Origin of the sequence: Desulfovibrio sp. Fe33, from assembly GCF_028532725.1 — a bacterium.
Classification (GTDB): domain Bacteria; phylum Desulfobacterota; class Desulfovibrionia; order Desulfovibrionales; family Desulfovibrionaceae; genus Pseudodesulfovibrio.
The window spans coordinates 423,755-446,913 of the sequence record NZ_JAQKGU010000002.1; the positions used below are offsets into that span (position 1 = coordinate 423,755).

At 59.5% G+C, this 23,159-nt stretch carries 12 protein-coding genes, 1 tRNA gene and 3 pseudogenes; 6 read left to right on the top strand and 10 right to left on the bottom strand.

The features are described 5' to 3' along the window. The first annotated feature begins 79 nt into the window (after positions 1–79). The 5 genes from PSN43_RS04710 (at position 80) to PSN43_RS04730 (ending at position 8,017) form a co-directional block, all read left to right on the top strand. Positions 80–1,075 (top strand): zinc-dependent alcohol dehydrogenase family protein, encoded by a 996-nt coding sequence (locus PSN43_RS04710; protein WP_272699558.1) that lies wholly within the window; start codon positions 80–82, stop codon positions 1,073–1,075. A gap of 251 nt (positions 1,076–1,326) precedes the next feature. Then, complete coding sequence (locus PSN43_RS04715) at positions 1,327–3,837, top strand: type I secretion system permease/ATPase (protein WP_272699559.1); 2,511 nt, start codon at positions 1,327–1,329, stop codon at positions 3,835–3,837. A gap of 7 nt (positions 3,838–3,844) precedes the next feature. After that, positions 3,845–5,170, top strand: coding sequence for an HlyD family type I secretion periplasmic adaptor subunit (locus PSN43_RS04720; RefSeq protein WP_272699560.1), 1,326 nt, complete (start codon positions 3,845–3,847; stop codon positions 5,168–5,170). 7 nt (positions 5,171–5,177) lie between these two features. Further along, a complete protein-coding gene (locus PSN43_RS04725; RefSeq protein WP_272699561.1) occupies positions 5,178–5,873 on the top strand; it encodes a transglutaminase-like cysteine peptidase in 696 nt (231 codons plus the stop codon). 41 nt (positions 5,874–5,914) lie between these two features. Further along, a complete protein-coding gene (locus PSN43_RS04730) occupies positions 5,915–8,017 on the top strand; it encodes an HD domain-containing phosphohydrolase (protein WP_272699562.1) in 2,103 nt (700 codons plus the stop codon). Between the two features lie 648 nt (positions 8,018–8,665). Here the strand turns inward: PSN43_RS04730 and PSN43_RS04735 are convergent. The 4 genes from PSN43_RS04735 to PSN43_RS04750 all read right to left on the bottom strand — a co-directional run bounded on the left by PSN43_RS04735 (position 8,666) and on the right by PSN43_RS04750 (position 16,446). Beyond that, complete coding sequence (locus tag PSN43_RS04735) at positions 8,666–10,003, bottom strand: TolC family outer membrane protein (protein WP_272699563.1); 1,338 nt, start codon at positions 10,001–10,003, stop codon at positions 8,666–8,668. 415 nt (positions 10,004–10,418) lie between these two features. Next, a complete protein-coding gene (locus tag PSN43_RS04740; RefSeq protein WP_272699564.1) occupies positions 10,419–11,189 on the bottom strand; it encodes a hypothetical protein in 771 nt (256 codons plus the stop codon). Between the two features lie 84 nt (positions 11,190–11,273). Beyond that, positions 11,274–15,902, bottom strand: coding sequence for a VCBS domain-containing protein (locus PSN43_RS04745; RefSeq protein WP_272699565.1), 4,629 nt, complete (start codon positions 15,900–15,902; stop codon positions 11,274–11,276). A 247-nt stretch (positions 15,903–16,149) separates the two neighbouring features. Beyond that, positions 16,150–16,446: a hypothetical protein gene (locus PSN43_RS04750; RefSeq protein WP_272699566.1), complete on the bottom strand. Its 297-nt coding sequence runs from the start codon at positions 16,444–16,446 to the stop codon at positions 16,150–16,152. A gap of 157 nt (positions 16,447–16,603) precedes the next feature. On the opposite strand from PSN43_RS04750, the gene PSN43_RS04755 reads away from it, so the two are divergent. Beyond that, a tRNA-Ala gene (locus PSN43_RS04755) sits at positions 16,604–16,679 on the top strand. Between the two features lie 115 nt (positions 16,680–16,794). On the opposite strand, the pseudogene PSN43_RS04760 reads toward PSN43_RS04755, so the two are convergent. The 6 genes and pseudogenes from PSN43_RS04760 to PSN43_RS04785 form a co-directional block, all read right to left on the bottom strand. Further along, a pseudogene (locus PSN43_RS04760) lies at positions 16,795–17,935 on the bottom strand (IS3 family transposase). Between the two features lie 127 nt (positions 17,936–18,062). Continuing rightward, positions 18,063–18,419: pseudogene (locus PSN43_RS04765) on the bottom strand (IS30 family transposase); the annotation flags it as partial. Positions 18,420–18,562: 143 nt separating this feature from the next. Continuing rightward, positions 18,563–19,222 (bottom strand): annotated as a pseudogene (locus PSN43_RS04770) (IS1595 family transposase). 447 nt (positions 19,223–19,669) lie between these two features. Next, positions 19,670–20,689 carry a molybdopterin-binding protein gene (locus PSN43_RS04775; protein ID WP_272699567.1) on the bottom strand — a complete coding sequence of 340 codons (1,020 nt, stop codon included), beginning with the start codon at positions 20,687–20,689 and terminating at the stop codon, positions 19,670–19,672. Next, positions 20,676–22,289 (bottom strand): BCCT family transporter, encoded by a 1,614-nt coding sequence (locus tag PSN43_RS04780; RefSeq protein ID WP_272699568.1) that lies wholly within the window; start codon positions 22,287–22,289, stop codon positions 20,676–20,678. The genes PSN43_RS04775 and PSN43_RS04780 overlap by 14 nt, the downstream gene beginning before the upstream one ends. A gap of 243 nt (positions 22,290–22,532) precedes the next feature. After that, a complete protein-coding gene (locus PSN43_RS04785) occupies positions 22,533–23,156 on the bottom strand; it encodes a nucleotidyltransferase family protein (RefSeq protein ID WP_272699569.1) in 624 nt (207 codons plus the stop codon). Positions 23,157–23,159 lie beyond the last annotated feature (3 nt).

Sequence of the window (23,159 nt, forward strand, 5' to 3'; positions counted from 1 at the left end):
GTCTACATCTTTTCCGTATTCGCCCCGCCGCTGTACAGGCCGGATGGATGCGGGTACCATGGGCACCCGGAGGAATTGTATGAAAGCCATGCTGCTTGAGGAATACGGCAGGGACTATCTCTTTGCCGAGCGCGACGTGCCTGCGCCCGAGCCGGGACCGGGCGAGGTGCTGGTCCGCGTAGCCGGATCGAGTCTCAACCCCATCGACAACAAGATCGCCACGTTGGGCGAGGCGTTGGCCTTCGCGCCCGAGCCGCCCGCTCTGCTGGGCATGGATGCGTCCGGCGTCGTCGAGGCCGTGGGGCCGGGCGTCACCCGTTTCAGGGAGGGCGACCGCGTATTCGGTTGCCCCGGCGGGATCAAGGGGATGCCTGGGGCGCTGGCGGAATATGTGGCTGCGGATGAGCGGCTGCTTGCGCGCGCTCCCGAGCACATGGACCTGGCCGATGCCGGGGCTGTGCCGCTGGTCGCTGTCACGGCCTGGATGGCCCTGTTCGACAAGGCCGGGCTCAAGCCCGGTGAGCGGCTCCTGGTGCATGGGGGAGCCGGAGGCGTGGGACATATGGCCGTGCAACTCGCCGCCCATGCGGGGGCGGAAGTCTTCGCCACGGTTTCCACCCCGGACAAGGCGGCCGTGGTCGAGGCCCTCGGAGGCACGCCCATCGACTATGCGGAGGCGAACGTGGCCGAGTATGTCCGCGACTGTACCGGCGGCGAGGGATTCGACGCGGTTTTCGACACCGTGGGCGGTACGGTCCTGGACAACTCCTTCCGGGCGGTCCGCAACAACGGCCGGGTGGTTTCCACCAATACCCGATCCACCCACGACCTGGGGCCGCTTCACGCCGGGGGGCTGTCGCTGCATGTGGTCTTCATGCTTTTGCCCTTGCTTACGGGCAGGGGAAGGGAGCGGGTCGGCGAGATTTTGGATCGCGTAGCCGCGCTGGTGGACGAGGATGCCCTGGCCGTGCTTCTGGACGAAGCCCGCTTTGATTTTCAGGATATCGCCCATGCCCACCGTTATTGGGAAGAGGGAAGGGCCATGGGCAAGATAGGCATAGCCGTCGCCGAATGAACCGCTGCCGGATCGCGCTCTTCATCGGACACCGTTTTATTCCTGAATGAACTGTCCGGGATAGCAGGGAATAATCCATTTGAAGCTTGACAAAAGCAGTCCGGCGGGAAAGATTGTGAAGGTACTACTGTAAGAAATGGACGGGGACTCCGAGCAACGTCTCCTTGTGCGAGCAAATCTTCATCCAAGTGAAATCTATGCCTCCCGAAAAAAAACCAACGTCGCCAGCGGCTTCGAAGTCCGCTCAGGATATGAAGAACGATCCCGAAGCCAATCCGGGCGCGCCGTCCGCCGAAGCGGGCAGGGCCAGGGAGGGTAAGTCCGGGGCGCAGCCGACTCGGATGGATACCGGCCCCATGCCGGGCGCGGCGGGCAGGGAAACCGGGCCCGCGCCGGCCGGGAAGCCCGCGCCGAAGTCCGCTCCGGCCTCCGGCAAGCCCGGAGTAACGGCAGGCAAAAGCGAAAGAAAAGTCGTTTCCGCCGCCGGGAAACCCCAGTCAGAAGCGGCTCAGGGGGCTCCGGAAGCCTCCGGTAATGCGCCGCAGCCGGGACAGGCGGGCAAGGAAGAGGGGGCCGCAGGGCCCATGCCCGGGATGCAGCAGCCCACGCGGGTAGAGACGGACGAGCGGCTCACCCCCAAGGACATCGATTTTCAGCCGCCCCTGGTCATCTGCCTTTCGATCATCAGCCGGTTGCTCGGCAAGCCGGTCTCGTCGGCCACCCTCAAGGCGGGCATTCCCCAAAAGGATAGCGTCATTACTGCGGCCTCAATCGTGCGCTCCGCCGAGCGCATCGGCATTTCCGCCAAGACCGTGTACCGCGAGAAGCTTCGCGCCATCACCAAGCTGGTCATGCCGTGCATTCTGTTGTTGCGCGGCGGCAACGCCTGCGTGTTGCTGGATTCCACCGACACTTCGGCTCGCGTCATCGTGCCGGGCCACGGTATGGACGAGACGGAAATCCCGCTGGCCAAGCTCGAAGAGGAGTACACCGGGTACGCCATCTTCTGCCATCGCAAATCCAAGCTGGACAAGCGGGCCAGCGAGCTCAAGCTGCTCAAGACCAAACGTTGGTTCTGGGGCGTCATCGCCAAGTTCTGGCCCATATACAAGCACGTCGTCGGCGCTTCGATCATGACCAACATCATCATCATCGCCTCGCCGCTGTTTGTGATGAACGTGTACGACCGGGTCATCCCGAACAATGCCGTGGAGACCCTCTGGGCCCTGGCGATCGGTATCGGCATCGCCTACTGCTTCGATTTTCTGCTCAAGAATCTGCGCAGCTACTTCGTGGATGTGGCCGGGCGCAACGCCGACGTGCTTCTCGGCTCCAAGATCATGAACCACCTCATGTCCGCCCGGCTCGACTATATGCCGGAGTCCGCCGGGGCCGTGGCCAACAATATCCGTGAGTTCGAGTCCCTGCGCGAGTTTTTCGGTTCGTCCTCCCTGGTGGCGCTCATCGACCTGCCGTTTCTCGTCCTGTTCATCTTCGTCATCTACTTCATCGGCGGACCCATCGCCTACCCGATTTTCATAGCCGTGCCCCTGGTCATCCTGGTCGGTGTGCTCCTTCAGATCCCGTTCCAGCGAATCATCGAGAACCACTACAAGGAATCCACCCAGAAGCACGCGCTCCTGTTCGAGATCGTCCAGGGGCTGGAGACCATCAAGACGAGCATGGCCGAGGGCCGTATGCAGGCCCGCTGGGAGAACGTCGTAGGCCTGTCCGCCCATTCCAACAGCCGCGCCAAGACCATGGCCAACATCTCCATCACCTTCTCGGTCTTCGTTACCCAGATGGTTTCCGTGGCCGTAATCATCACCGGCGTGTACCTCATCGCCAAGGGCGAACTGACCGTGGGCGGGCTTATCGCCTGCAACATCCTGTCGGGGCGGTCCATGGCCCCGCTTTCGGCCGTTGCCGGGCTTCTTTCCCGCTTCCAGCAATCGCGCATGGCCCTGAACGCCTTGGACATGCTCATGGAGATGCCGTCCGAACGGCCGGAGGATAAGGAGACCTTTCATTACGGCGTCATCGAGCCGTCCCTGGCCCTGACCGACGTGTCCTTCAGCTACCCCGGCACGGACCGCGCCGTGCTTCACGACGTCAACCTCAAGCTCAAGCCGGGCGAGAGGGTGGGCATCGTGGGCCGAACCGGCGCGGGCAAGAGTACGCTGGGCAAGCTCTGCGTGGGCCTGTATCAGCCGGTGAAGGGCTCGGTGCAGGTGGGCGACATCGACTTGCGCCAGATGGACGTGGCGGACCTTCGCCGCAAGGTGGGCTACATCTCCCAGGACAGCCTGCTTTTTTACGGCACTCTCAAGGACAACATAGCCTTCGGGCTGCCCGAGGCGGACGACCAGTCCATCAATGCTGCGGCCGAGATTTCCGGGGTCAACGACTTCGTCCGCGATCATCCCGCAGGCTTCGGCATGATGGTCGGCGAGCGGGGCACGTCCCTTTCCGGCGGCCAGCGCCAGGCCGTGACCATAGCCCGCGCCATCCTTCCCGATCCGGAAATTCTGATTATGGACGAGCCGTCGAGCAACATGGACAACCAGTCCGAATACCGTCTCAAGGAACGGCTCAAGAAATACATCGAAGGCAAGACGCTCATCGTCATCACCCATCGCCACTCCATGCTCGACCTCGTGGACCGGCTGGTAATCATGGATCGCGGCAGGATTGTCGTGGACGGTCCCAAGAAGGCCGTTCTGGACGGGCTGCGGTCTGGTCAAATCAAGGTTTCCATGTGAGGACGAAATGAGTCGGAAATACGATAGGGAAACGCTGCTGTTCATGAGCGAGGTGGACCAGGCCATGTACGGCAAGGGACACAAGCTCGCCTACCTCATATCCACGGCCATCCTGCTGCTGATCGTCTTTTTCATCGTCTGGGCGAAGCTGGCCATGCTCGACGAGCGGACCCGCGGGTTCGGCCGGGTTATCCCGTCCCAGCGCATCCAGGAGATTCAGAACCTGGAGGGCGGCATCATGAACGAGCTCTTCGTCCGGGAGGGCCAGACCGTGGAGAAGGGCGACATCCTCTGCCGCCTTTCCAACGAGCAGGCGGCCAGCTTTTACCGCGACGCCTACAGCAAGGCTCAGGAGCATAGGGTGGCCATCGCCAGGCTCACCGCCGAGGCCAACGGAACCGAGCCGATTTTCCCCAAGGAAGTGATCGAGAAGGACCCTCAGTTGATCGAGGACCAGAAGCGCATCTTCAAGGCCCAGCGCGACAAGCTGAACATCGAAATCAGCCTGCTTGAAGACCAGTACCTGCAACGCGAGCAGGAAGTGAACGAGATGATCGCCCGCCGCAACCAGCTCAAGCAGAGCCTGGACGTGGCCGAGAAGCAGCGCAACATCGCCAAGCCTCTGGTGGAGAAGCAGATTCATTCGGAGCTCGACTACCTGCGCCTGGAGCAGACCGTGGTCCAGTTGCGCGGCGACATGCAGGCGATCGCGCTGGGCATTCCCCGCGTACGGCGGGCCGCCAAGGAGGCCCACGGCCGTATCGAACAGGCCAAGGCCGAATACCGCACCAAGGCGTTGGAGGAGATCAACACCCGCAGGCAGGAACTCAACTCCATCCTTGAGAATCTGAGCTCCGGTCAGGACCGGGTGACGCGTACGGACGTCCGTTCGCCGGTCAGGGGCGTGGTCAAGCACATCATGATAAACACCATCGGCGGCGTGGTCCGGCCCGGCCAGTCCATCATGGAGGTCGTGCCTCTTGACGACACCTTGCTTATCGAAGCGGAGGTCAAGCCTTCGGATATAGCCTTCCTGCACCCCGGCCAGAAGGCCATGGTAAAGATCACGGCCTACGACTTTTCCATCTACGGCGGACTGGTCGGCGAGGTCGAGAATATTTCGGCGGACACCATCGAGGATGAAAAGGGCGAGAGCCATTATCTGGTCAAGGTGCGGACCAAGGAGAACGCCATCACCTACCGGAATCAGCATTTGCCCATCATTCCGGGGATGACCGCGAGCGTGGATATTCTGACCGGGCAGAAGTCCGTGCTGGATTATCTGCTCAAGCCCCTGCTCAAGGCGAAGCAGAACGCGCTCAGAGAACGATGAGGAGTGAATGAGGCCGGTGCGGGGGATATACTCGGCGTTGGCGGTCGCGCTTTGCGCGGCCTGTCTCGCGTCAATCCTTGTCCGGCCTGCGGACGCCCTGGCGGCCGACCCCGGCAAACGCCAATTGTTCGGGACCATGGAGTTCAAGGGCAAGTTGCAGAAGCTGCCCAAGTGGACGCGCGTGCTCGACAAAATGAAGGCATGGAAGGGGTACTTCAACGACGACCAAACGTCTGGCCATCCGTCCAAGAAGGCCTGGACGACCCTCAAGGCGCAGGTCGGCGACAAATCCGAGATGGATCGGCTCAAGGCCGTGACCAAATTCTTCAACAAATGGCCGTACCGGTTGGACAAGACCAACTGGGGGGTTAGCGAGTACTGGGCGACGCCCTGGGAATTCCTCAAAAAATCAGGTGATTGCGAGGACTACTCGATAGCCAAGTTCTATGCCCTCGAAGAGCTTGGCTTTACCGGCGATCAGTTGCGCATCGTGGCCGTCCGGGATTCCATTCGGGGCATCGGCCACGCTGTCCTGGCGGTTTACGCCTCGGACGACATCTATATCCTAGACAATCAGACCGATATGGTCCTGTCCCATTCGCGGTACAGGCATTACGTCCCGCAGTACTCGGTGAACGAGAAGTACCGCTGGATGCACGTGGCTCCCAAGAAACGGACCGCGTATGAAAAGGCGAAGAATTAAGGCCCGCCCCGTGGGGGCCATAAACCAGATGGAGAATGGAAATGTCTGAACACCTTATCAAGACCGCCGAGGTCCCCAAGCCTGTCGGGACGACCGGTCAGGGCGCCAGAATCGGCGTGGTCCTGGCCGTCGTGCTGCTCCTTTCGGCGGGCATCGTTCTGCTCGCCGCCCAGGCGGTGCGGGACAGGAAGGCCGAGGTGCTGGAGCATCAGCAGAAGCGGTTCGAACTGTTGACGCAGGGGCGAACCGAAGTCATCGCTTCCTGGCTTGAGAACCTGTCCCGCCAGGGCGACCGGCTTATCAAGTCCGACCTTTTCCGGCTGTATGCCGCCGAAGTGGACACCTACGCGGGCGACCTGTCCAACCTCTTCGGGACCTTGCATTCCAATCGGGCGACGGAAGACGGCGACGCCGCCACCCTGACCGAGCAACTGCCCATGATGGAGAACACGCTTCGCGAGTTTTCCACCTACTCGGGCTTCCTCAACGCCCGCATCCTCAGTCGGCAGGGCGAAGCGTACATCGCCACCGACGGGTATCTGCCGCCCATGAACCAAGAGCAGATAGCCCTGGCCTCGGCCGCCATCAAGGCGAACGGGCCGCAGTATTCCTCGGTGCGGAAGACCGCCCAAGGTGTAGAGATGGACGTTTTCGTGCCCATCTACCCGCCCGAGGCGGTGGGCCGTACCGACGGGAATTCCGATCGGGCCGCCGTGGGCGTGCTCATGATGACCCGGCAGGTGTCGGGCAAGATCACCGAGCTGCTGTCCAATTCACCCTTGGCCGCCGCGGGCGAGAAAACCCGGCTCATGCAGAAGAGCGGGTCTCTTTTCCGGGAGATAGCCCCCTGGACCGCCGACGGGTTCACGGACGTCTCCTTTCCCGTGGAGATCGACGAGACCGGGCACATCCCCTTCGGCGTCAGGCCGAGCATCGCGAACGACGACACCAAGGTATACTCCCTTGGGGTGCGCATCCCCGGGCCCGCCTGGTGGCTGGTCCAGGAGATCAGCTACGACGCGGCCATGCGACCCATCGTGGAGTATGAGCGCACGGTCTACATCGTCGCCGGGCTTGGCATCCTGACCGCGCTGCTCATCGCCGGGCTGGCATGGTGGATTCTTACCGGCGTGCAGAGTCAGCGCGTGGCCAAGCAGTTCCGGGCCCTGGCAACGCAGATCGAAGAGCAGAAGCTGTTCATCGATTCGGTCAACGCGAATATCGAAGAGTTCATCGTCCTCAAGGACCTCAACGGCAAGTTTACGTATGTCAACGAGGCCTTCGCCGCAGCGGCGGGGCGCCCCCGGGAGGAACTTCTCGGCATGGACACCGCGGCCGTCTTCGGCTTCGATACGGCCAAGCGGCTTGAGTCCATCGACGAAATGGTTCTCGGCGAGAAACGCAAAATGACCGTCAACGAGCCTATTTTCATCCGTTCCCGACGGCATCTGTTCCAGGTGGCCAAGTCCCCGTACCTCTGCGCGGACGGCTCCTGCCAGGGGATCGTCGAGGTGTATCGCGACATGACGGAGTTCGTGGCCGTGCAGGAGAAGAACAAGCGGCTCGTCAGGAACGCCATGGAGGCCCTGGGTTCCACCATCAAGGCTGCCGACCCGTACTTGGGCGGGCATACCAAGCTTCTGGCCGGGCTGGCCGTGGAAGTGGCCAAGGCCATGCATCTCTCCGCGCTTGAAGTCGCCGAGATAGAGACCGCCGCCAACCTGTCCCAGATCGGCAAGATGTTCGTGCCCAACGAGATTCTGACCAAGCCGGGCAAGCTTACTCCCGAGGAAAAGGGCGTCATGGAAAAGCATGTGGAATACGCCTACCGCATCCTCAAGGACATCGACATCGACGAGAGCGTGCTCATGGCCATCTATCAGATGAACGAGCGGCTCGACGGTTCGGGGTATCCTAAGAAACTCAAGGACGGCGAGATACTCATGCTTGCCCGCATCCTTGCGGTTCTCAACGTGTTCTGCGCCATGATCCGTCCGCGCTCCTATCGCGGTGCGGAGGAACCGGCGCAGGCCCTGAACATCCTGTCCGGCGACGTAGGCAAGTTCGACCCCGAAGTGGTCGCCGCGCTGGCCGATGTCATCCATACTCCCACCGGCGAGAAGCTTCTGGCTGACAAGGAATGATCCACGCTCCATCTGGTTTCCCAAAGGCCCCGGCGCATACCGCCGGGGCCTTTTTTCGTGGATTATCCCTATAACTCCTCAAGCTGAAAACGGCGTTTCAAACCGCTTCGCGGCAAAGTCGGGTGATTCCGTGTTGCCCCCGTCTCGATATCGCCCCCTGGGACGTCGGGCAATCAGGCGTTCGAACCCGCAACTATGCGGACTTGTCCAAGACCTTGTACGAGGTTTCGCGTCCCGAGTATGCGCCTTCGGGGCAACTTCTTTCCAGGTAATGATGTCCAAACGCGAGAGAGGAACTGAGCATTGTACTATTGGGGCGGGCCTGCTTTCGGCCGCACGCGGGGGCTATGTGCCGGAAGCTTCGCGCGTACTTGACCGTCTCTTGCCCAAAGAACAGCCCCTACCAGCATATCTTCCGTTTCCACGTCAGAACGCCGCAGAGTTAAAAGGCCCGCGCCGAAGGCGCATGTATGGGATGCAAGGGTGTGAACCCTTGCCCGCCGGAGGCGAAATCACCCGACAATTGCCGCGAAGCGGCTTTCAACACCTGATTTCCCCATTCAGGGAACAACGAATAATTTCCAATAAAAAAGGGCGCAGCCAATACGGCTGCGCCCCTTGCAGGCTGTTTTCGCGGTTGATCGCTGACTAGTTGGAAGCCGCCATGGGCATTTCTTCGTAGGTGTTGGAGGCGATTTCCAGGGTCTTCATGAGCTGGCCTTCGAGGGCCAGGAATTTGTAGACCGTAAAGTCGCGGTTCATGGTCGCGGTTTCGAGCTGTACACGGTTGGTGAACACCTCGTTGGTGGCGTCGAGCAGGTCGAGCAGGGAACGCTGTCCCACGTTGAACTGCATCAGGTACAGGTCCAGGGATTCGAGGCTGTATTGGAGGGCTTCCTGGTACTTCTCGATCTGGTTCAGGCTGGACTGGTAGTCGGCCCAGGTCGAAGCGACCTGGCGGATGACGTCGTCCGTGGTGTCCTGGAGGTTGTTCTGCGCCTCGCGGACACGGGCCGTGGCGGTGCGGATGTCGTTGTAGTCGCTGGTGCCGTTGAAGATGTTCCAACGGGCGCGCAGCATGGCCTTGTTGTCCTGGACCCAGGAGTCCACGCCGTCGAGATTGTCGGTGTGGCGGGAGGACAGATAGGCGTCGACGGTCGGATACATGGTCGATTCGAGCTGGCCCTTGGTCTGTTCGGCCACTTCGATTTCAGCCTTGTACACGGCGATCTTGGGGTTGTTTTCCAAGGCGATTTCCAGAATCTGGTCGGCCTTGGCGGGGATGTAGTTCGGCAGGTACTCGGGCTTGGCCAGAGAGGTCGGGGCCGTGCCCACGGTGCGGATGTATTCGGCCTCGGCGGAACGGAGTTCGCCGGTGTATGTGACCAGGGTGGTCTCGGCGCGCGCGACGCGGCCCTTGGCCTGCATTTCGTCGGCGCGGTTGCCTGCACCGCCCTGGACCCGTTCGGAAATGGAGTCGAGCAGGTGCTGGTGGGCGGCGATGTTGTCTTCGGCCAAGTTTATCAGCTTGCGCAGGCGGACTACGTCAACATGGGCGCGGACGGCGTCCAGGCCCACGGTTTCAACGTTGTCCACCAGGCGGCCTTCGGCCGAGGTCAGGCGGGCGCCTTCACGCTTGTAGTCGTGCCAGCGGTCGAAGCCGTCAAAGATGGGTTGGGTCAGGGTCGCCTGGAATTCCGTCGCATTACGCCAATGTTCATCGGTGTCGACGCTGCGGGTGGCGGCGCTGCTGTATTGCTGTGTTCCATATTCCCCCGTCAGGTCGAGGGACGGGAAGAAGCGGCCGAGAGCGGAAAGCTTCGCTTTGGCCACGGCGTCTTTGTTGTTCAGGAGAGACTTGATTTGCGGGTGCTGCTTGACCGCTGTGACGACGCTGTCCTTGAGCGACATGGTGCCGTTGTCGGCGAAGGCCGGAACGGACAACGCCAGCGATAGAATGAGAACCGCGATAAGTTGTTTTTTCATATAGAGCCTCATGGTTACACGAATTGCTTAATTTTTTTTCTTATAGCCTGGTGAATAAGTAGGGTCAAGGAAGATTGGTTTCAATTATAAGAAACCATACTTCTGAAAGGAAACAAGAATGTTAGTATAATAGGCATGTTCCGGATATCCGATTTCATCCGCGCTGGTTGGGGTGAATCGAGCCCGTCGTTCGGATGAAACCGGGCAGCCTCTGCGTTTGATTGTTGTCCGGCAAGCCCGAAATAGGTCGGGGCGGATTGTTTCACCGGTTTGCGTAAGTGATTTTGATGACGGCCTGGTCGGCTTGCGTGAGGCCTATGGGCGACGTTGTTTCCCTGTGAACGTAATTCTCGGATAGTCCTGGTCGTTTCCATCCCTATCCCCTGTCGGATACTGTTTTTTCGCGGCGGCGGCCTTAATCCACATCGCGGCCGGAATGAATGAGGTGGTTGATAAGGTCGTCGGCCGAGTGGTCCGTTTCGACATGGAAGCCATGTGCCGGGATATCCGGGTGGGAGACTCCCAAAAGCTTGACTACGATGTCGTCGCCCGCATGGTCGTTCTGGCTGAGAATTATCGAGGTCTGGTCGTTTTCGCTGTCCACCACCACGTCCTTCACGGAGAGAGCGTCGGCAAGTTCCAGGTGGTCACTGCCGAAATTGAAATTGGTGACCACGATCTCGCTTTGCCCGTCGCCCAGTACCGAGGGGTCGATGAACAGGCTGTTTGAATCCGCGTCGGCGTGGTGTCCCGTTCCTGCTTCCGCGGCTTCGACGCCGTTGCCGAAGATGTCGTCGTCGGGCATGTCCACGAGCAGCGCGCCATGCGCAGCGCCGTCGCCGGTGTCGATGAAATAGGACCCGTCGGCCAGGGGGGTGAGGGCAAAGGTCCCTTCGTGCCCGTTCGGATTGAAGCTCGCGTCGTCGAACAGAACGGAGTGGAGGGTGTTGTTGTTGGCCAGCACCCAGCTCCCGGCGTCCTTGACGAAGTGAAAGGCCGCGCCGAGGTCGACGGAAGTCCGGTCCACATCATGCACGATGAAGAATTTGACGTCCGGGTCGCCTTCGAACATGGCCACCAGGCGGCCGAGCATGGTTGTGTCGTGGCAATTGGCCAGGACGATCTCCGGCGAGACCGGAACGTTTCCGTCCAGTGTGTAGGTGCCAAGCATGGTTGTTTCGTTCATATCGCTTTCCTAGTTCGGGAGAAAAGCCTCATCCGGGAAAATCCCCCGGCCCGGCGGCATGGCCGGGCCGGGGGTGTCGGTTGGCTAGGAGTCGTGGCCCCCGGAGTTGATGATGTGCTGAATCACTGCGTTCAGATCGTCGCCGGCGGAAAGGTCCACCTGGTGGTCGAACGCATCGTGGGTCGCGGGCAGCACTCCGTGGAGCGTGATGGTGATGTCGTCTCCGGCGATGTCCGCGCCGTCGATGGACAGGATCAGGTCGTTGCTGTTGCCGGCGGAGGATATTTCCACAATGCCGCCGGGCAGGCCGCTGAGGTCGATCCGATCGCCTTCGTTGATGTTGAAGTCTTGGACGGACATGGAGTCGGCGTTGTTGTCGGACAGGTAGTTCGGGTCGATGGCGATCGTATCCGCGCCGGCGCCCAGGGTCACGGTGTCGTGGCCCCCGCCGAAGTACACGGTGTCGTTCCCGTCTCCCGCGTTGATGGTGTCGTCGCCGGTGCCGCCGAACAGGTGGTCGTTGCCGCTGCCGCCGAACAAGGTGTCGTCGCCGCTGCCGCCGTCCATGTAGTCGTGCCCCGCGCCGCCTGCAATGACGTCGTCGCCGGACCCGCCGAACAGCAGGTCGCTGCCGCTCAGGCCGGTGATGTTGTCGTCGCCGGAAGTGCCGTGGACCCAGTCGTTGCCCTCGGTGCCGTGGTCGGACTGGACGCTGCCGTACTGCACCGGCACATAGAGCGTGGCGGTATCGGTCTGGCCGTGCGCATCGGTCACCTGATAGGTGAATTGCTCCACTGTCGGGGCGTGCAGCCCGTTATCCGCATCGAGCACGATGTCCTTGTCGAGAGTGTAGACCCACTCGCCGGTGGAGGAATCGATGATTTGGAGCGTGCCCCATTGGCCTACGCCCGAACCGACGATGGCGGCTTCCATGGCCGCGTTGTCCGAGCTGTAATCGTTGGCCAGCAGGAATCCGGTCGCGGCCTGCAGGGCCGGTTCCCAAGTCCCCTCGCTGATGACGTCGACATTCGCGACACGGAATGCGGAGCCTGCTCCCGGAGTGATGGCGATGGTGTCGATGAGCTTGGCGTTGCTCTCGTCGTATCCGGCCATGGAGCCTCGGACTTCGTACTGCAGGTTGTTCGTCTTGAAGAGAGTGACGCCGCTGCCGTTTGTATCGGTGAGGAGCGTGCCGTCTCCGCCTGCGGAGGAATCGAAGGTGTAGGTGTTGCCGAGGGTGTCCGTGACGGTGAATATGACGGATTCGCCGTCGGAGACTCCATTCAAGGTGATCTCGACGGTTTGCGGCTCCTTGAAGCCGTTGTTGCCGAAATCGAGGATCATGGAGTCGGTGCCGGTCCCGCCCGGGTAGGCGCCGTGGCTGATCTCGAAAGACTCATCCACGTAACCGTCGGCGGAATAGGATATGATACCCAAGCCGTCGGCGTGGTTCACCAAAAGCGTTGATGCGCCGCTGGAGTTATCGCCGGTGACATTGAGGCCGATCAGGTTGTCGGCCTTGTTCCAACTGTCGTCGGAGTACGCGCTGGAGAAGTTGATGTGATGGGTCTCGCCGGGAATGACCTCGGTGGCGGCGGGGTCGATGATTGCTGCCTGTCCGAGGTCCATGTTGGCGGTCAGGGTCGGCTGGTCGATGGTCGCTGCGACGGTGATTACGCCGTAGTCCACCGCGTTGCCGGTGTCGCTCACCTGGTAGGTGAAAGTCTCGGTGTAGTCGCCCGCCGCCAGGCCGTCATGGGTGGTGTAAGTCCACTCGCCGTCCGCGGAGATGACCAGGTCGCCGTACTGGCCGTGGATGGGCGTGCCCATCGCGAAAGCGCCGTCTTCCAGGAGCTGTGCGTATTCGGCCGGGGTAAGGTTGTCCAGGTCCCCGGCGGCGGCTCCGGTGACGGTCAGTTCGGTGGAGCCGTCAGGGAAGCCCGGACCATCCGTAAAGTCGGTGTCCTCTGTGTCGTGGTCGTTGGCCAGTACGTTTCCCGTGATCTCGGCCGCTTCATACGCGCCGGACGGGTGCGTGGCCGCTATCGAGGAGTCGACTCCCTTCAAGGCCACCGAGGCGTTCGGGATGTCGGCGTCGGCCATGATTACCACCGTGCCGATGTCGGTTCCGCCGGAGCTGTAGATGAGATGGACGTCGCTTGTCAGGGTGACGACCAAATCAGTGATTTCATTGCCTTGCGCATCCCACGCGGTGATATGCTCCTGCCCGCTGCCGTCGCCCGTGAGCTTGATGCTGACAGACTGCTGCGGGTCGTCGAACTCGATGAGCAGGCGCTCGGGATCGCCGTTGTTCTCAATGCTGTTGGCGTCGGCGCCCGTACTGTCGTCGGGTGACTCCACGCCGTACTGCTTGCCGTCTCCGCTGCCCTTTTCGGACAGCGTGGCGGAAACCCAGTCGCCGCTGTCGGCGTCGTACCGCTCGGCGGTCAGGGTGTAGTTGGTGGAGCCGGAGACTTCGCCTGCCTGCCCTCCGTCTCCCGTGATCCAGCCGGAGCCGGAGCCGGAGTCGTCAACGGCGGTCGGCGGAGTGTTGTCGGCAAGTCCCGTTATATCGATCGTCAGGGTTGCGTCGTCCTGGGCGTTGCCGTCGGACACGGTGTAGGTGAAGGTTTCGGTCGGGTTGTCGCCCGGTTCCGGACTGTCGTCGGTGGCGGTGTAGGTATACACGCCGTCCGTGCCGATGGTCAGTTCGCCGTGTGCGCCCTGGATGGTCGCAGTGCCGTCGGCGTTGAAGACCGCGTCGCCGGTGATGGCGTTGTTGGCGAAGTCCACGGTGGTGTCACCGAAAGTTACCTTGGTCAGGTGCAACTCGCCCTGGGTATTGTCCGGGTCGAAGTCGTTGTCCAGCACGTTGGCCGTGACCGTATGGGCCAGGCCGAGCTCGTTGGGCTCATGCACCGAGGCGCTGTCGTCCACGGCGATCGGAGGCTCGGAGGAAGCGCCCGGAAGCATGTCGATGGTGACGGTGTACGCGTCGCCGTCGTTGACCAGCCCCTCGCTGTCGACGGGGCGGTATGTGAAGGAGTCGGTCTCGGCGAATTCCACGTCCATGTACTGCAACTCCCAGTTGGAGTACCAGTTTCGGGCCGTTGCTTCAGTGGTGCCGAATTCGATCTTGTCGAAGGACTGGCCGTCCAGAATACCCTGATCCAGGGTCAGGGACTGGAAGGTGTCGCCGTCCCCGCCGGTAATGACGCCGGACTGTCCGGTGACATGATTGTACCAGGTCATGACCGTGGTGTTGACGGTGCCGGAAGCCACCACTTCGCCGTTGTCGTATGCGGTCCAGGTGGCTTGCGCGCCCTGCTTCGAGCCTGCGTGGAAATAACTTCCAAGGCCGCCGAATCCGATCTCGGCATGGGAAACGTTCTTGCCCTCGAACGTGATGGTCAGGATTTCGCCGCGGTCGAGACCGTTATGGCTGGCGTTGGCCAGGCCATGGTCGATGTGGTTCTGCTGGTTGTGGAAGACCACGAGTTCGCCGGAGTTGATGCTCGCGGAAATGGTCACGTCCGGGTTGCCGTCGCCGTCGGTGTCCACCTGGCGGGGCATCCACTTGTCCAGGCTGGCGTCTTCGGCCAGACGGGAGCCGAGGAGCACTCCCTTGGTGGCGGGTGCGTCGCCCACGTAGTGGAAATTGTCGAGATCGTCGAAGCGGGTGCCGCTATCGATGTCTTCCTGGGTGACGGCCGTATCATTATAGTAAAGTGTGCCGTGCCCGGGCAGGCTGGTGATGACCACGCCGGTGTCCAGGCCGTCGCTTGCGCCGGCGTCGTCCTCGACGTCGGTGATGGGGGCCACGTCGAAATCTATGGCCACGGGGGCATCATAGGCGTTGCCTGTGACGGAAAAGTCCGCACCTTCGGGGGCGTCGTTCTCGCCGTTTACGGTCACGGTCACGGTGTGTTCAACGCCGCTCGCGGAGCGGACGGTGAAGTCGTTGGAAAAACCGCTGTTGACGCCGTCCACTTCGCCCAGGTCCTGAACGCTGTCGTTGCCGATCTGGTAGGTCCAGGAGCCGTCGGCCAGGATGGAGAAAGTGCCGCCATGGGAATCCAGGATGTCTTCGGGGACAAACGATTCGTTCGCATCCGAGGCGGAGAGCTGGCCGGAGTCGATCAGCAGACCGCTTTCGCTGACGTTGAAGTCTTCGGTCACGGCGCCCGCGTCGTCGCCGGAAATCCGGATGACGGGAGGCTCTGTCACCGCTGCCGCAGCAGATGCGCCGTCGCCAGCACCGCCGAGGGTTTCTTCGGCGGTTACGAGAACCGCTCCGCCAAAGGCGTTGCCTTGGCCACCCAGCGCTTCGATGCCGTCTGCAAGCACGCCGGGATCGTCGCTATACTGGCCCGCGCCTGAGCCCGTGTCGGCGTTGTCCGCCGCGGTTTCCAGGTCGGCGTTTCGGTCCACTCCGTCGAAGGCGTAAATGTAGACGTCGCCCGCGACCTGTTCTCCGTTGACCATTTCAAACAAGGGAAGGCTGCCCGCGTCGGCGAGGGCCTGATAATTTTCCAGGATGACTGTGCCGCCGCCCTCGACGGTGATGTCGAGGTTGCCGTCGATACCGCTGAACACCGCATCGGCCAAGTCGAAGTTGAACTTGACCGGGGTGTCGGCTTCGACTTGGTACGTTTGGGTTTTTCCTGCGCCGGGGAGAGACACCTGAAGCTGTTTTGATGTAGTGTTGGTCATAGCAATCTCTTTTGTCCGGTTATGAAAGTTAACTGGTGAGCAGCCTGTATTATGATATAGCCATTCGGCATTTTTTAGTCAAATTCGATAAAATATGTTAACACAATGGGTTGTGATGTGTAAAAGATGGCAACTATAGCCATTGTGCCTGGACTTTTAGGAGATATTCGCAATCGCGTTTATCGATGATTATGGGTGAATTATATTTTTTTCAACATGCATGTGTTGAAAAAAATATGCCCATGCTTCAGTTTTCCCCACCCGGTTTTGAGCCGGAGTGTTTTATAACCCTCTGCATTTGCGTGTTAAAAATGGAAATAAAAATTATTGCTGTTTCGGTAAGATGCCGTTGTGGTTTTTTGCGGACCTGCTTGGGATTGAGCAAGAATAGTCGATCCTCCACCACGTCGTATTCCGGTGCGCAGCCGCTATTTTTTGCTGGAGCAGGGGGGGCGGATCGGGTGCGCGCTGACTTTGAGCGGCCCATGTTCGAGCCGTAGCGACCGCCGTTGAACGTGGTGCGGGAAAGGGGGCTTGCTGTCATGCCGCTGTTGTCCGAGTGTCAGGCAACCCGGATTGTTTATTGGCAAGGCGTCGCTCCCGGGCCGCGACCGAAAAATAATTCCGAATCACCGAAATTTGTGCGTTTTTTCTGTTGACAACATCGGCCCCTTGAGACAAGTTGTCCTTCCCAACGACGTGGGGCTGTAGCTCAGTTGGGAGAGCGCTTGAATGGCATTCAAGAGGTCGTGGGTTCAATTCCCTCCAGCTCCACCACACGAAAGTTAAGGCTTAGAAGGTTTTCCTTCTAAGCCTTTTTTTTGTGGAATATACAAAAGAATATACAAATGAAAAGTAAGGCCCCCTGTAAAGTCCCCCATCTTAGGGCCAGCTAGTAGTAGAGACTTCCCGCCGATTTTTGGTGGGAGCCCAGAGGGCAGGGGGTACCCCCTGCCCTCTGGGCTGCAAATTCCACTGGCGTCATGTCGCCTAGCGATTCATGAGGCCGCTCTTCGTTGTACTCCCCGATGAATCTTTCTGTGCAATCGCGTACTTCGTTCAAACTGTCGAATATGTACAAGTCCAAAACTTCTTCCCGGTAGGTCCTGTTGAAGCGCTCAATATATGAGTTTTGTGTCGGCTTGCCTGGTTGTATGAACTCCAGGTCAACGCCGTGTTGATCAGCCCAGGCTGCCATGGCCGTACTGACGAATTCCGGCCCATTGTCCATTCTCAGCTTTCCGGATAACGCCCTCTTTCTTCGGCTACCCGATCTAGAACCCTGAGCACTCTCCCAGCCGGCAAGTTGGTATCCACCTCAACCGCCAGTACTTCACGGTTGAAATCATCCACAGCATTGAACGTCCTGAAGGCACGTCCGCTGTAGAGCGTATCCCGCATAAAATCGATCGACCAACAATGATTGACCAGCAGCGGTTGAGTCACGGCTTTCCTTGTCCTTTGGGGACGTCGTTTCTTCGCCTTGCGCTTCAAATTCATTTTTAGCAGGCAATACACACGCCAGACTCGTTTGTGATTCCAAATATTACCTTGCTTGCGGAGCACGGCAAAAAGCTTGCTGAAGCCTCATGTAGGCTTTTTCTCGGCCAGTTCAGTCAAAGCGACGATGACATCTCTGTCGTCACGCGGATGTGGCTTGTATGCGTAGTAGCTTCGGCTAACGCCGAGAGCGGCACAAGCCTTGCGAATGCTCATCTCGAACTCACTGATCATGTGCGTGACGAGCTGTTTTCGCTGAACCGGCCTTAGAGTTTTTTTTCTATAATGTCCTTGAGGGCCATGTTCTCTAGGCTCAAATCCGCAAACATTTGTTTGAGCTTGCGGTTTTCGGCTTCAAGATCTTTCATCCGCACGATGTCGGATGCTTCCATGCCACCGTACTTGGATTTCCATTTGTAGTACGTGGCGCTGCTCACGCCATGCTCCCGGCAGACGTCCTTGACCGTTCGTCCTCCTTCCACGAATTTCAGAATCCGAACGATCTGGTGCTCGCTGAATCTCGATTTGCGCATATGAAACTCCTACTCCCAGTTTGGGGCAGAAGTCTCTACTTTGCAATGGACCTAGTTTACGGGGACTTTACACCCCTATGTAGAGGTTGTTTTCTTTGGCCCTTCGATTTTTGACGCCCGCAGATTGTCAAACCAAACTGAACACCTCAGCAAGGCCTCGTTCTTCAATAATTTCCCAGGTTGTCCTGTAGCCAAATTTTTTCCTCGGCCGATGGTTTATAAGATCAACCGCCCACTTCAACTTGCTTGGATCGGCGAAGTTTGAAGACTTTCGTTTTGGATAGAACTGCCGCAACAAGCCGTTCGTCTGCTCGTTCAGAGCTCTCTCGTTGGGTGCCTGCGGATGGCAAAAATATACGTTGCAATCCAGCTCTTTCTCCAGTTTCGCATAGCCGGAAAATTCGGAGCCGCGATCAAGAGTAATAGTCTTCACACAGATCTCATCCACCCCACGAAAAGCGGCGAGGATTGATTCTGTAACACCTTCTTTTGTTTGCTTTTACAGTGAGCTGCCAACAGTAGTCCCGTGGACATCTCGACAAGGGTCGCCACATTGTCCTTCCCTTTGTAGCCCAGCACCAAGTCGCCTTCCCATTGGCCAAATGTTTTTGGGGCTGACATAGATAGCTATGCCATGTTGTGCCTCTTTATCCATTTTTTCAGGGTAGATAACTTCTCTTTTGGGGAGCCGTAATTAAACCTGAATTCACACTCTTTCAAATACAACCCAAAATGCTCACGGGGGATACCATTGTATTTCTTCAAGTGCCGCTTAGCTTGATTTCAAAAATTCTCAATGCCATTGATGTGGTTGTGACAATCGGCATACTTCTTCAAGTGATTGATTCGATAGTGTTTAAATTCAGACAGATTGAGTACTTTAAAAGACGACAACCCATCCGTATACACAACGCTATCTGGATGCACTTGGGAGTCGATGATTTCCTTCAAGGTCTTTGATTTCATGTTGGGCAAAATCTGCGCGTAGACTCTTCCGTTGCGCTTGAGGATGCCAAATACGGCGACCTTACCCGTAGCACCTCGGCCACGAATGCCGCGCCTGTACTCTCTAGAATAGCTTTCATCCACTTCGACTTCACCGGAAAATATATCCACTGGGGGCATTTGCTCTGCTATAATATTCCGTAACCTAGGGTAAAAACTTATAGCGGTGTTGCGGTTAACGTCGACCAACTCACTGGCGGTTCGGGCTGGGGTACCTGCCACGTAATGCTCAATGATCCGACCAGAAGTGCGCCCTGATAAACGCGATCTCTTTAACCTCATGGTTTCCCCTAATACGGAGAGATATCTATGTCAGCCCCAATAATTTTAGCAGCTGCTGGTGCATACTGGGTCTCTCAGACCAACGATTTCGCTGTCTGGTTTAATTCCGATGATTTCTACCCCCGATCTTCTCCTCCGAGCTGGATGTGTCAAAGAGTGGAAGTACCGTCTCAGCCGTTCTTAACGAACGGTATGATGTGCGCCATGCCTTTTCACTTGTAGTCCCGTATGATGACAATCGGTTTGACTTCCGCTCGACCAAGAGGAGTCAGTTTGGCATTTTGATGCATGTTCACTAGTTTGACGTTTGCTGGTTGTGACTTGGTAATCTCAACTTATGCAAATCTAGGACGAGTGAACAGTCTTTTGGAACTTCACATCTAGCCGGTTACGCAAACCGATACGGGGATTGTCTCATTTTGAGTGGTCTGTATTTGGGGAAGCAGGTCATTTGCCGAAACCGCAGGCTGGGTAGCGACAGGTTTTGCATCCCTCGCAGAAGCCCCCGTAGCCCAAGGAAAGGACGTCGTCGCGGGTTACGTCCATGCCGCAAAGCAGGCGCGGGACGACGATGTCGAAGATGCTGGCACGGTAGTACATGACGCAACCGGGAAGACCCAACACGGGCACGTCGCCCATGCGCGCCAGCATGAACATGGCTCCCGGGAAGATGGGGGCGCCGTAGGTCACCACCTCGGCCCCGGCGGCCCGAATGGCGGCGGGTGTGCGGTCGTCGGGGTCAACGGACATGCCGCCCGTGACCACGATGAGCTCTGCTCCGTCATCGAGGAAATCCAGAATGGCTTTGGCTGTCATGGCCTGGTCGTCTGAAACAAGCCGCTTGCCGATTATGGTGCTGCCGTAACTTCTGAATTTGTCGCGGACTACCGGGCCGAACTGATCCTCGATAAGGCCGTTGTAAACTTCACTGCCCGTGACCACGATGCCCACACGTGTCGGTTTGAGCGGCCGAACCCGGATGATCGGACCGGATTCTTCAAGCAGATGCTCGGCTTTCTGGATCAAAGCTTCGGGTACCACCAGAGGCAGGACCCGGACCCCGGCCAACTTTCGCCCTCGTGCCGTAAACTGATTGCCGTGGACCGTGGCGAAGAGAATGTCGCCCAGGCAATTGAGCGCGAGCAGCCGTTCGGCGTTGATTTCCACCACCCCGTCCACGGCGGCGGTGAAGGTGGTTTTGCCCTCCTCCGGATCGCTCAGCTTCAGACCGGAACCGGCGGCGGCTGAAGCTATTCTCCGGGCTGCATCGTCCTCATGCACGTAGCCGTCGGCGAGATCGAATACGTAGAGATGCTCCTTGCCGATTTTGCGCAGCTCGGCGATGTCCTCCTGCCGGACCACGTGGCCTCGGCGAAATCCCGGCCCTTTGCTTTGCCCAGGCACGATACGAGTGATGTCGTGGCACAGCACCGTGCCGACGGCATCTTCAACGTCAATGACTTTCATGGCCGTTCTCCTTTTCTTTTGTTGTCCACGGGGCGCAAGATGCGTCGATCGGCGCCGGTGCCCAGCCCGTGCGGTGATATTCGTTGAAAAAGGCAGCCACACCGAGCCAGAGTACGATGAGTACGGGCAGGCCGACCACGATGGATGCGGTTTGCAGCACCGAGAGAGGGCCGTCGATAAGCAGGATGCCCAGCGGAACCAGGGCCAGGCAGATCGCCCAGAAGAGGCGGTTCCAGCGGGTTGGCTCGTCTTCGGGCGTGAGAGTGGCGGTGGTGGTGGCGGCCAGTGCGAAGGACACCGCGTCGAAGGTGGTGGCCATGGAAATGGCCGTGACCAGGGAGAATATCAGTTTGAATGCGGCGGGAAACGGGATGAAGTCGGCTACGGCCATTATGGCGGTGGCTCCCTTTACGCTGTTGACCAGGGCCGCCACGTCGAGTTGCTTCGTGATTTGCAAGTGCAGCCCGAAGTTGCCGAACACCATGTAGAACAAACCGCATCCCAACGAAGCCAGGATTACGGGGCCGAGCACTACCTGGCGCACGGTGCGCCCCCGGGAAATTTTGGCGATAAACAAGCTCATGAATGGGGCGTACGCTACGAACCAGGCGTAGTAGAAGACGGTCCAGTCCTGGGTGAAGCTCGATCCGCCTAGGGGATCGGTAGCTGTGGCCATGCGCACGAAATGCGTGGCCAGCAGCCCCACGGCATTCAGCGAGGTTTTGGTCAGGAACAGGGTGGGCCCGACGAAAAAGACGTAAAGCAGCAGCCCCAAAGCGACATAGACATTGAAGTCGGAGAGCCGGTGCATCCCTTTCTTGAGGCCCAAGGACGAAGTGATTGAGAACAGCAGCGTGACCAGCGCGAGAATGACCATTTCCAGGCCGAAACCGTGGTTCAGGCCGAAGCACGACGCCACGCCCGCAGCCACGATGGGGATGCCCAACCCCAGCGCAGTGGCTGACCCGGCTACCAGCCCGACCATGAACAGGATGTCGATGACCTTGCCCGGCCAGGAGTGGACCCGGTCACCCAGCAGGCCGCTGCACGCCTGGGAGATATTTAGAATAGGCACTTTCTTGACATAGAAACTGTAGCCGATGGGCACGGCCAGGGTGGCGTAGATGGCCCAGCAGATGGGTCCCCAATGGAATAGGCCGTAGGCGCAGCTCAATTTCATTGCCTTGGGGGATCCCGCGGGCTCCCCGCCGAGGGGGTAGCCCAGGTAGTAGGCCCAGTCGATGGCTCCGCCGAACATGATGCCGGCGCCGACTCCTGCGCAGATCAGCATGCCGATCCAGGAAAAGGTGGAGTATTCCACGGTATCGCCCAGACGTTTGCCGCTCAGCGGGCCGAAGGCAAACCACAGGATCAGCACCAGGGAGCCGAGGCCCGCCAGCAGGTAGAGCCAGTCCATGTCACGGGTGATGAGGGTAAAGAGTCGGTTGATGATCCGCTCGCCTTCGGCCGGGTACAGGATGAGCGGGATACAGATGGCGAGCACTATGGCGAGAGTGCCGCCGAAACACGCGGTGCGAATGCCCCCGGACACATATGCGTGCGCGGCGTGCGTTGCGTTGGTTGGCTTATTGCGAGACATTGTCCAATCCTCTTTGCCTGTTTCTTCGGCAGGCGGTTCCGGTTTTTCCCCGGGGGGCCCGCCCCGGTGTCTGCCGGGGCGGGTGGTGCCTGACCTGCGTTGGTGTATCAGGGCCGGTCGACCTGGGCGGAGCACACAGCCTTTGCTGCCGATGGGTGGGCGTTTAAGGAGGTGTATCAGCCCGTTCAGGTTGGTGGCGCTCCGCCAACGGACGAAAAACCGATCCGATGTTTCGTACTCCGGTTATGTCGCTTGCAAGCCCTGCGCGGCTTCGTGGCGGCGGAGGAGCAGGCTATATTGGGTTGCTGTGTCGATGTCGATGAACGGCCCCGGATGGTCCACTTTCAACAAGCGCAGGGCGAGCCCGCGCGAGGCGATGAGTGCGCGCGCGGGCGTGTCGCCCCCCAGTTCTCTCAGCCGGGGGAACCAGGCCGCCGGAACCGTAATCGGATGGCCTTGCATGTCTTCGATCGTCGGTACGATCCAAAAATCCGGGTGTTGAGAAAATGCCCAGATCAAATGGTCGATGGTGGCGGGCGTCAGCAATGGCTGATCCGCCATGAGCTCCATACAACCGTCCGCGCCGTCGAGAGCTTGCAGCCCGCTTTTGAGCGCTTCGGCCTGCCCCAGGCACGCCGCCGGGTCCACTACCACGCGGCAGCCCGACAAATCCAGCTTCGGCAGCCGGGCCGGAGCTTCATCCAACACGACAATCACTTCATGCAGCCGCGAACCAAGGGCCGCGTTGACCGCATGCTGAAGCAGGGGGAGGCCCCGGAAGGGCAGGAACCGTTTGTCCCTGCCCATCCGGGTTGACTTTCCCGCAGCGAGCAGCACGCCGGAAACCTTGGCAATGATCTGTTTCATGAC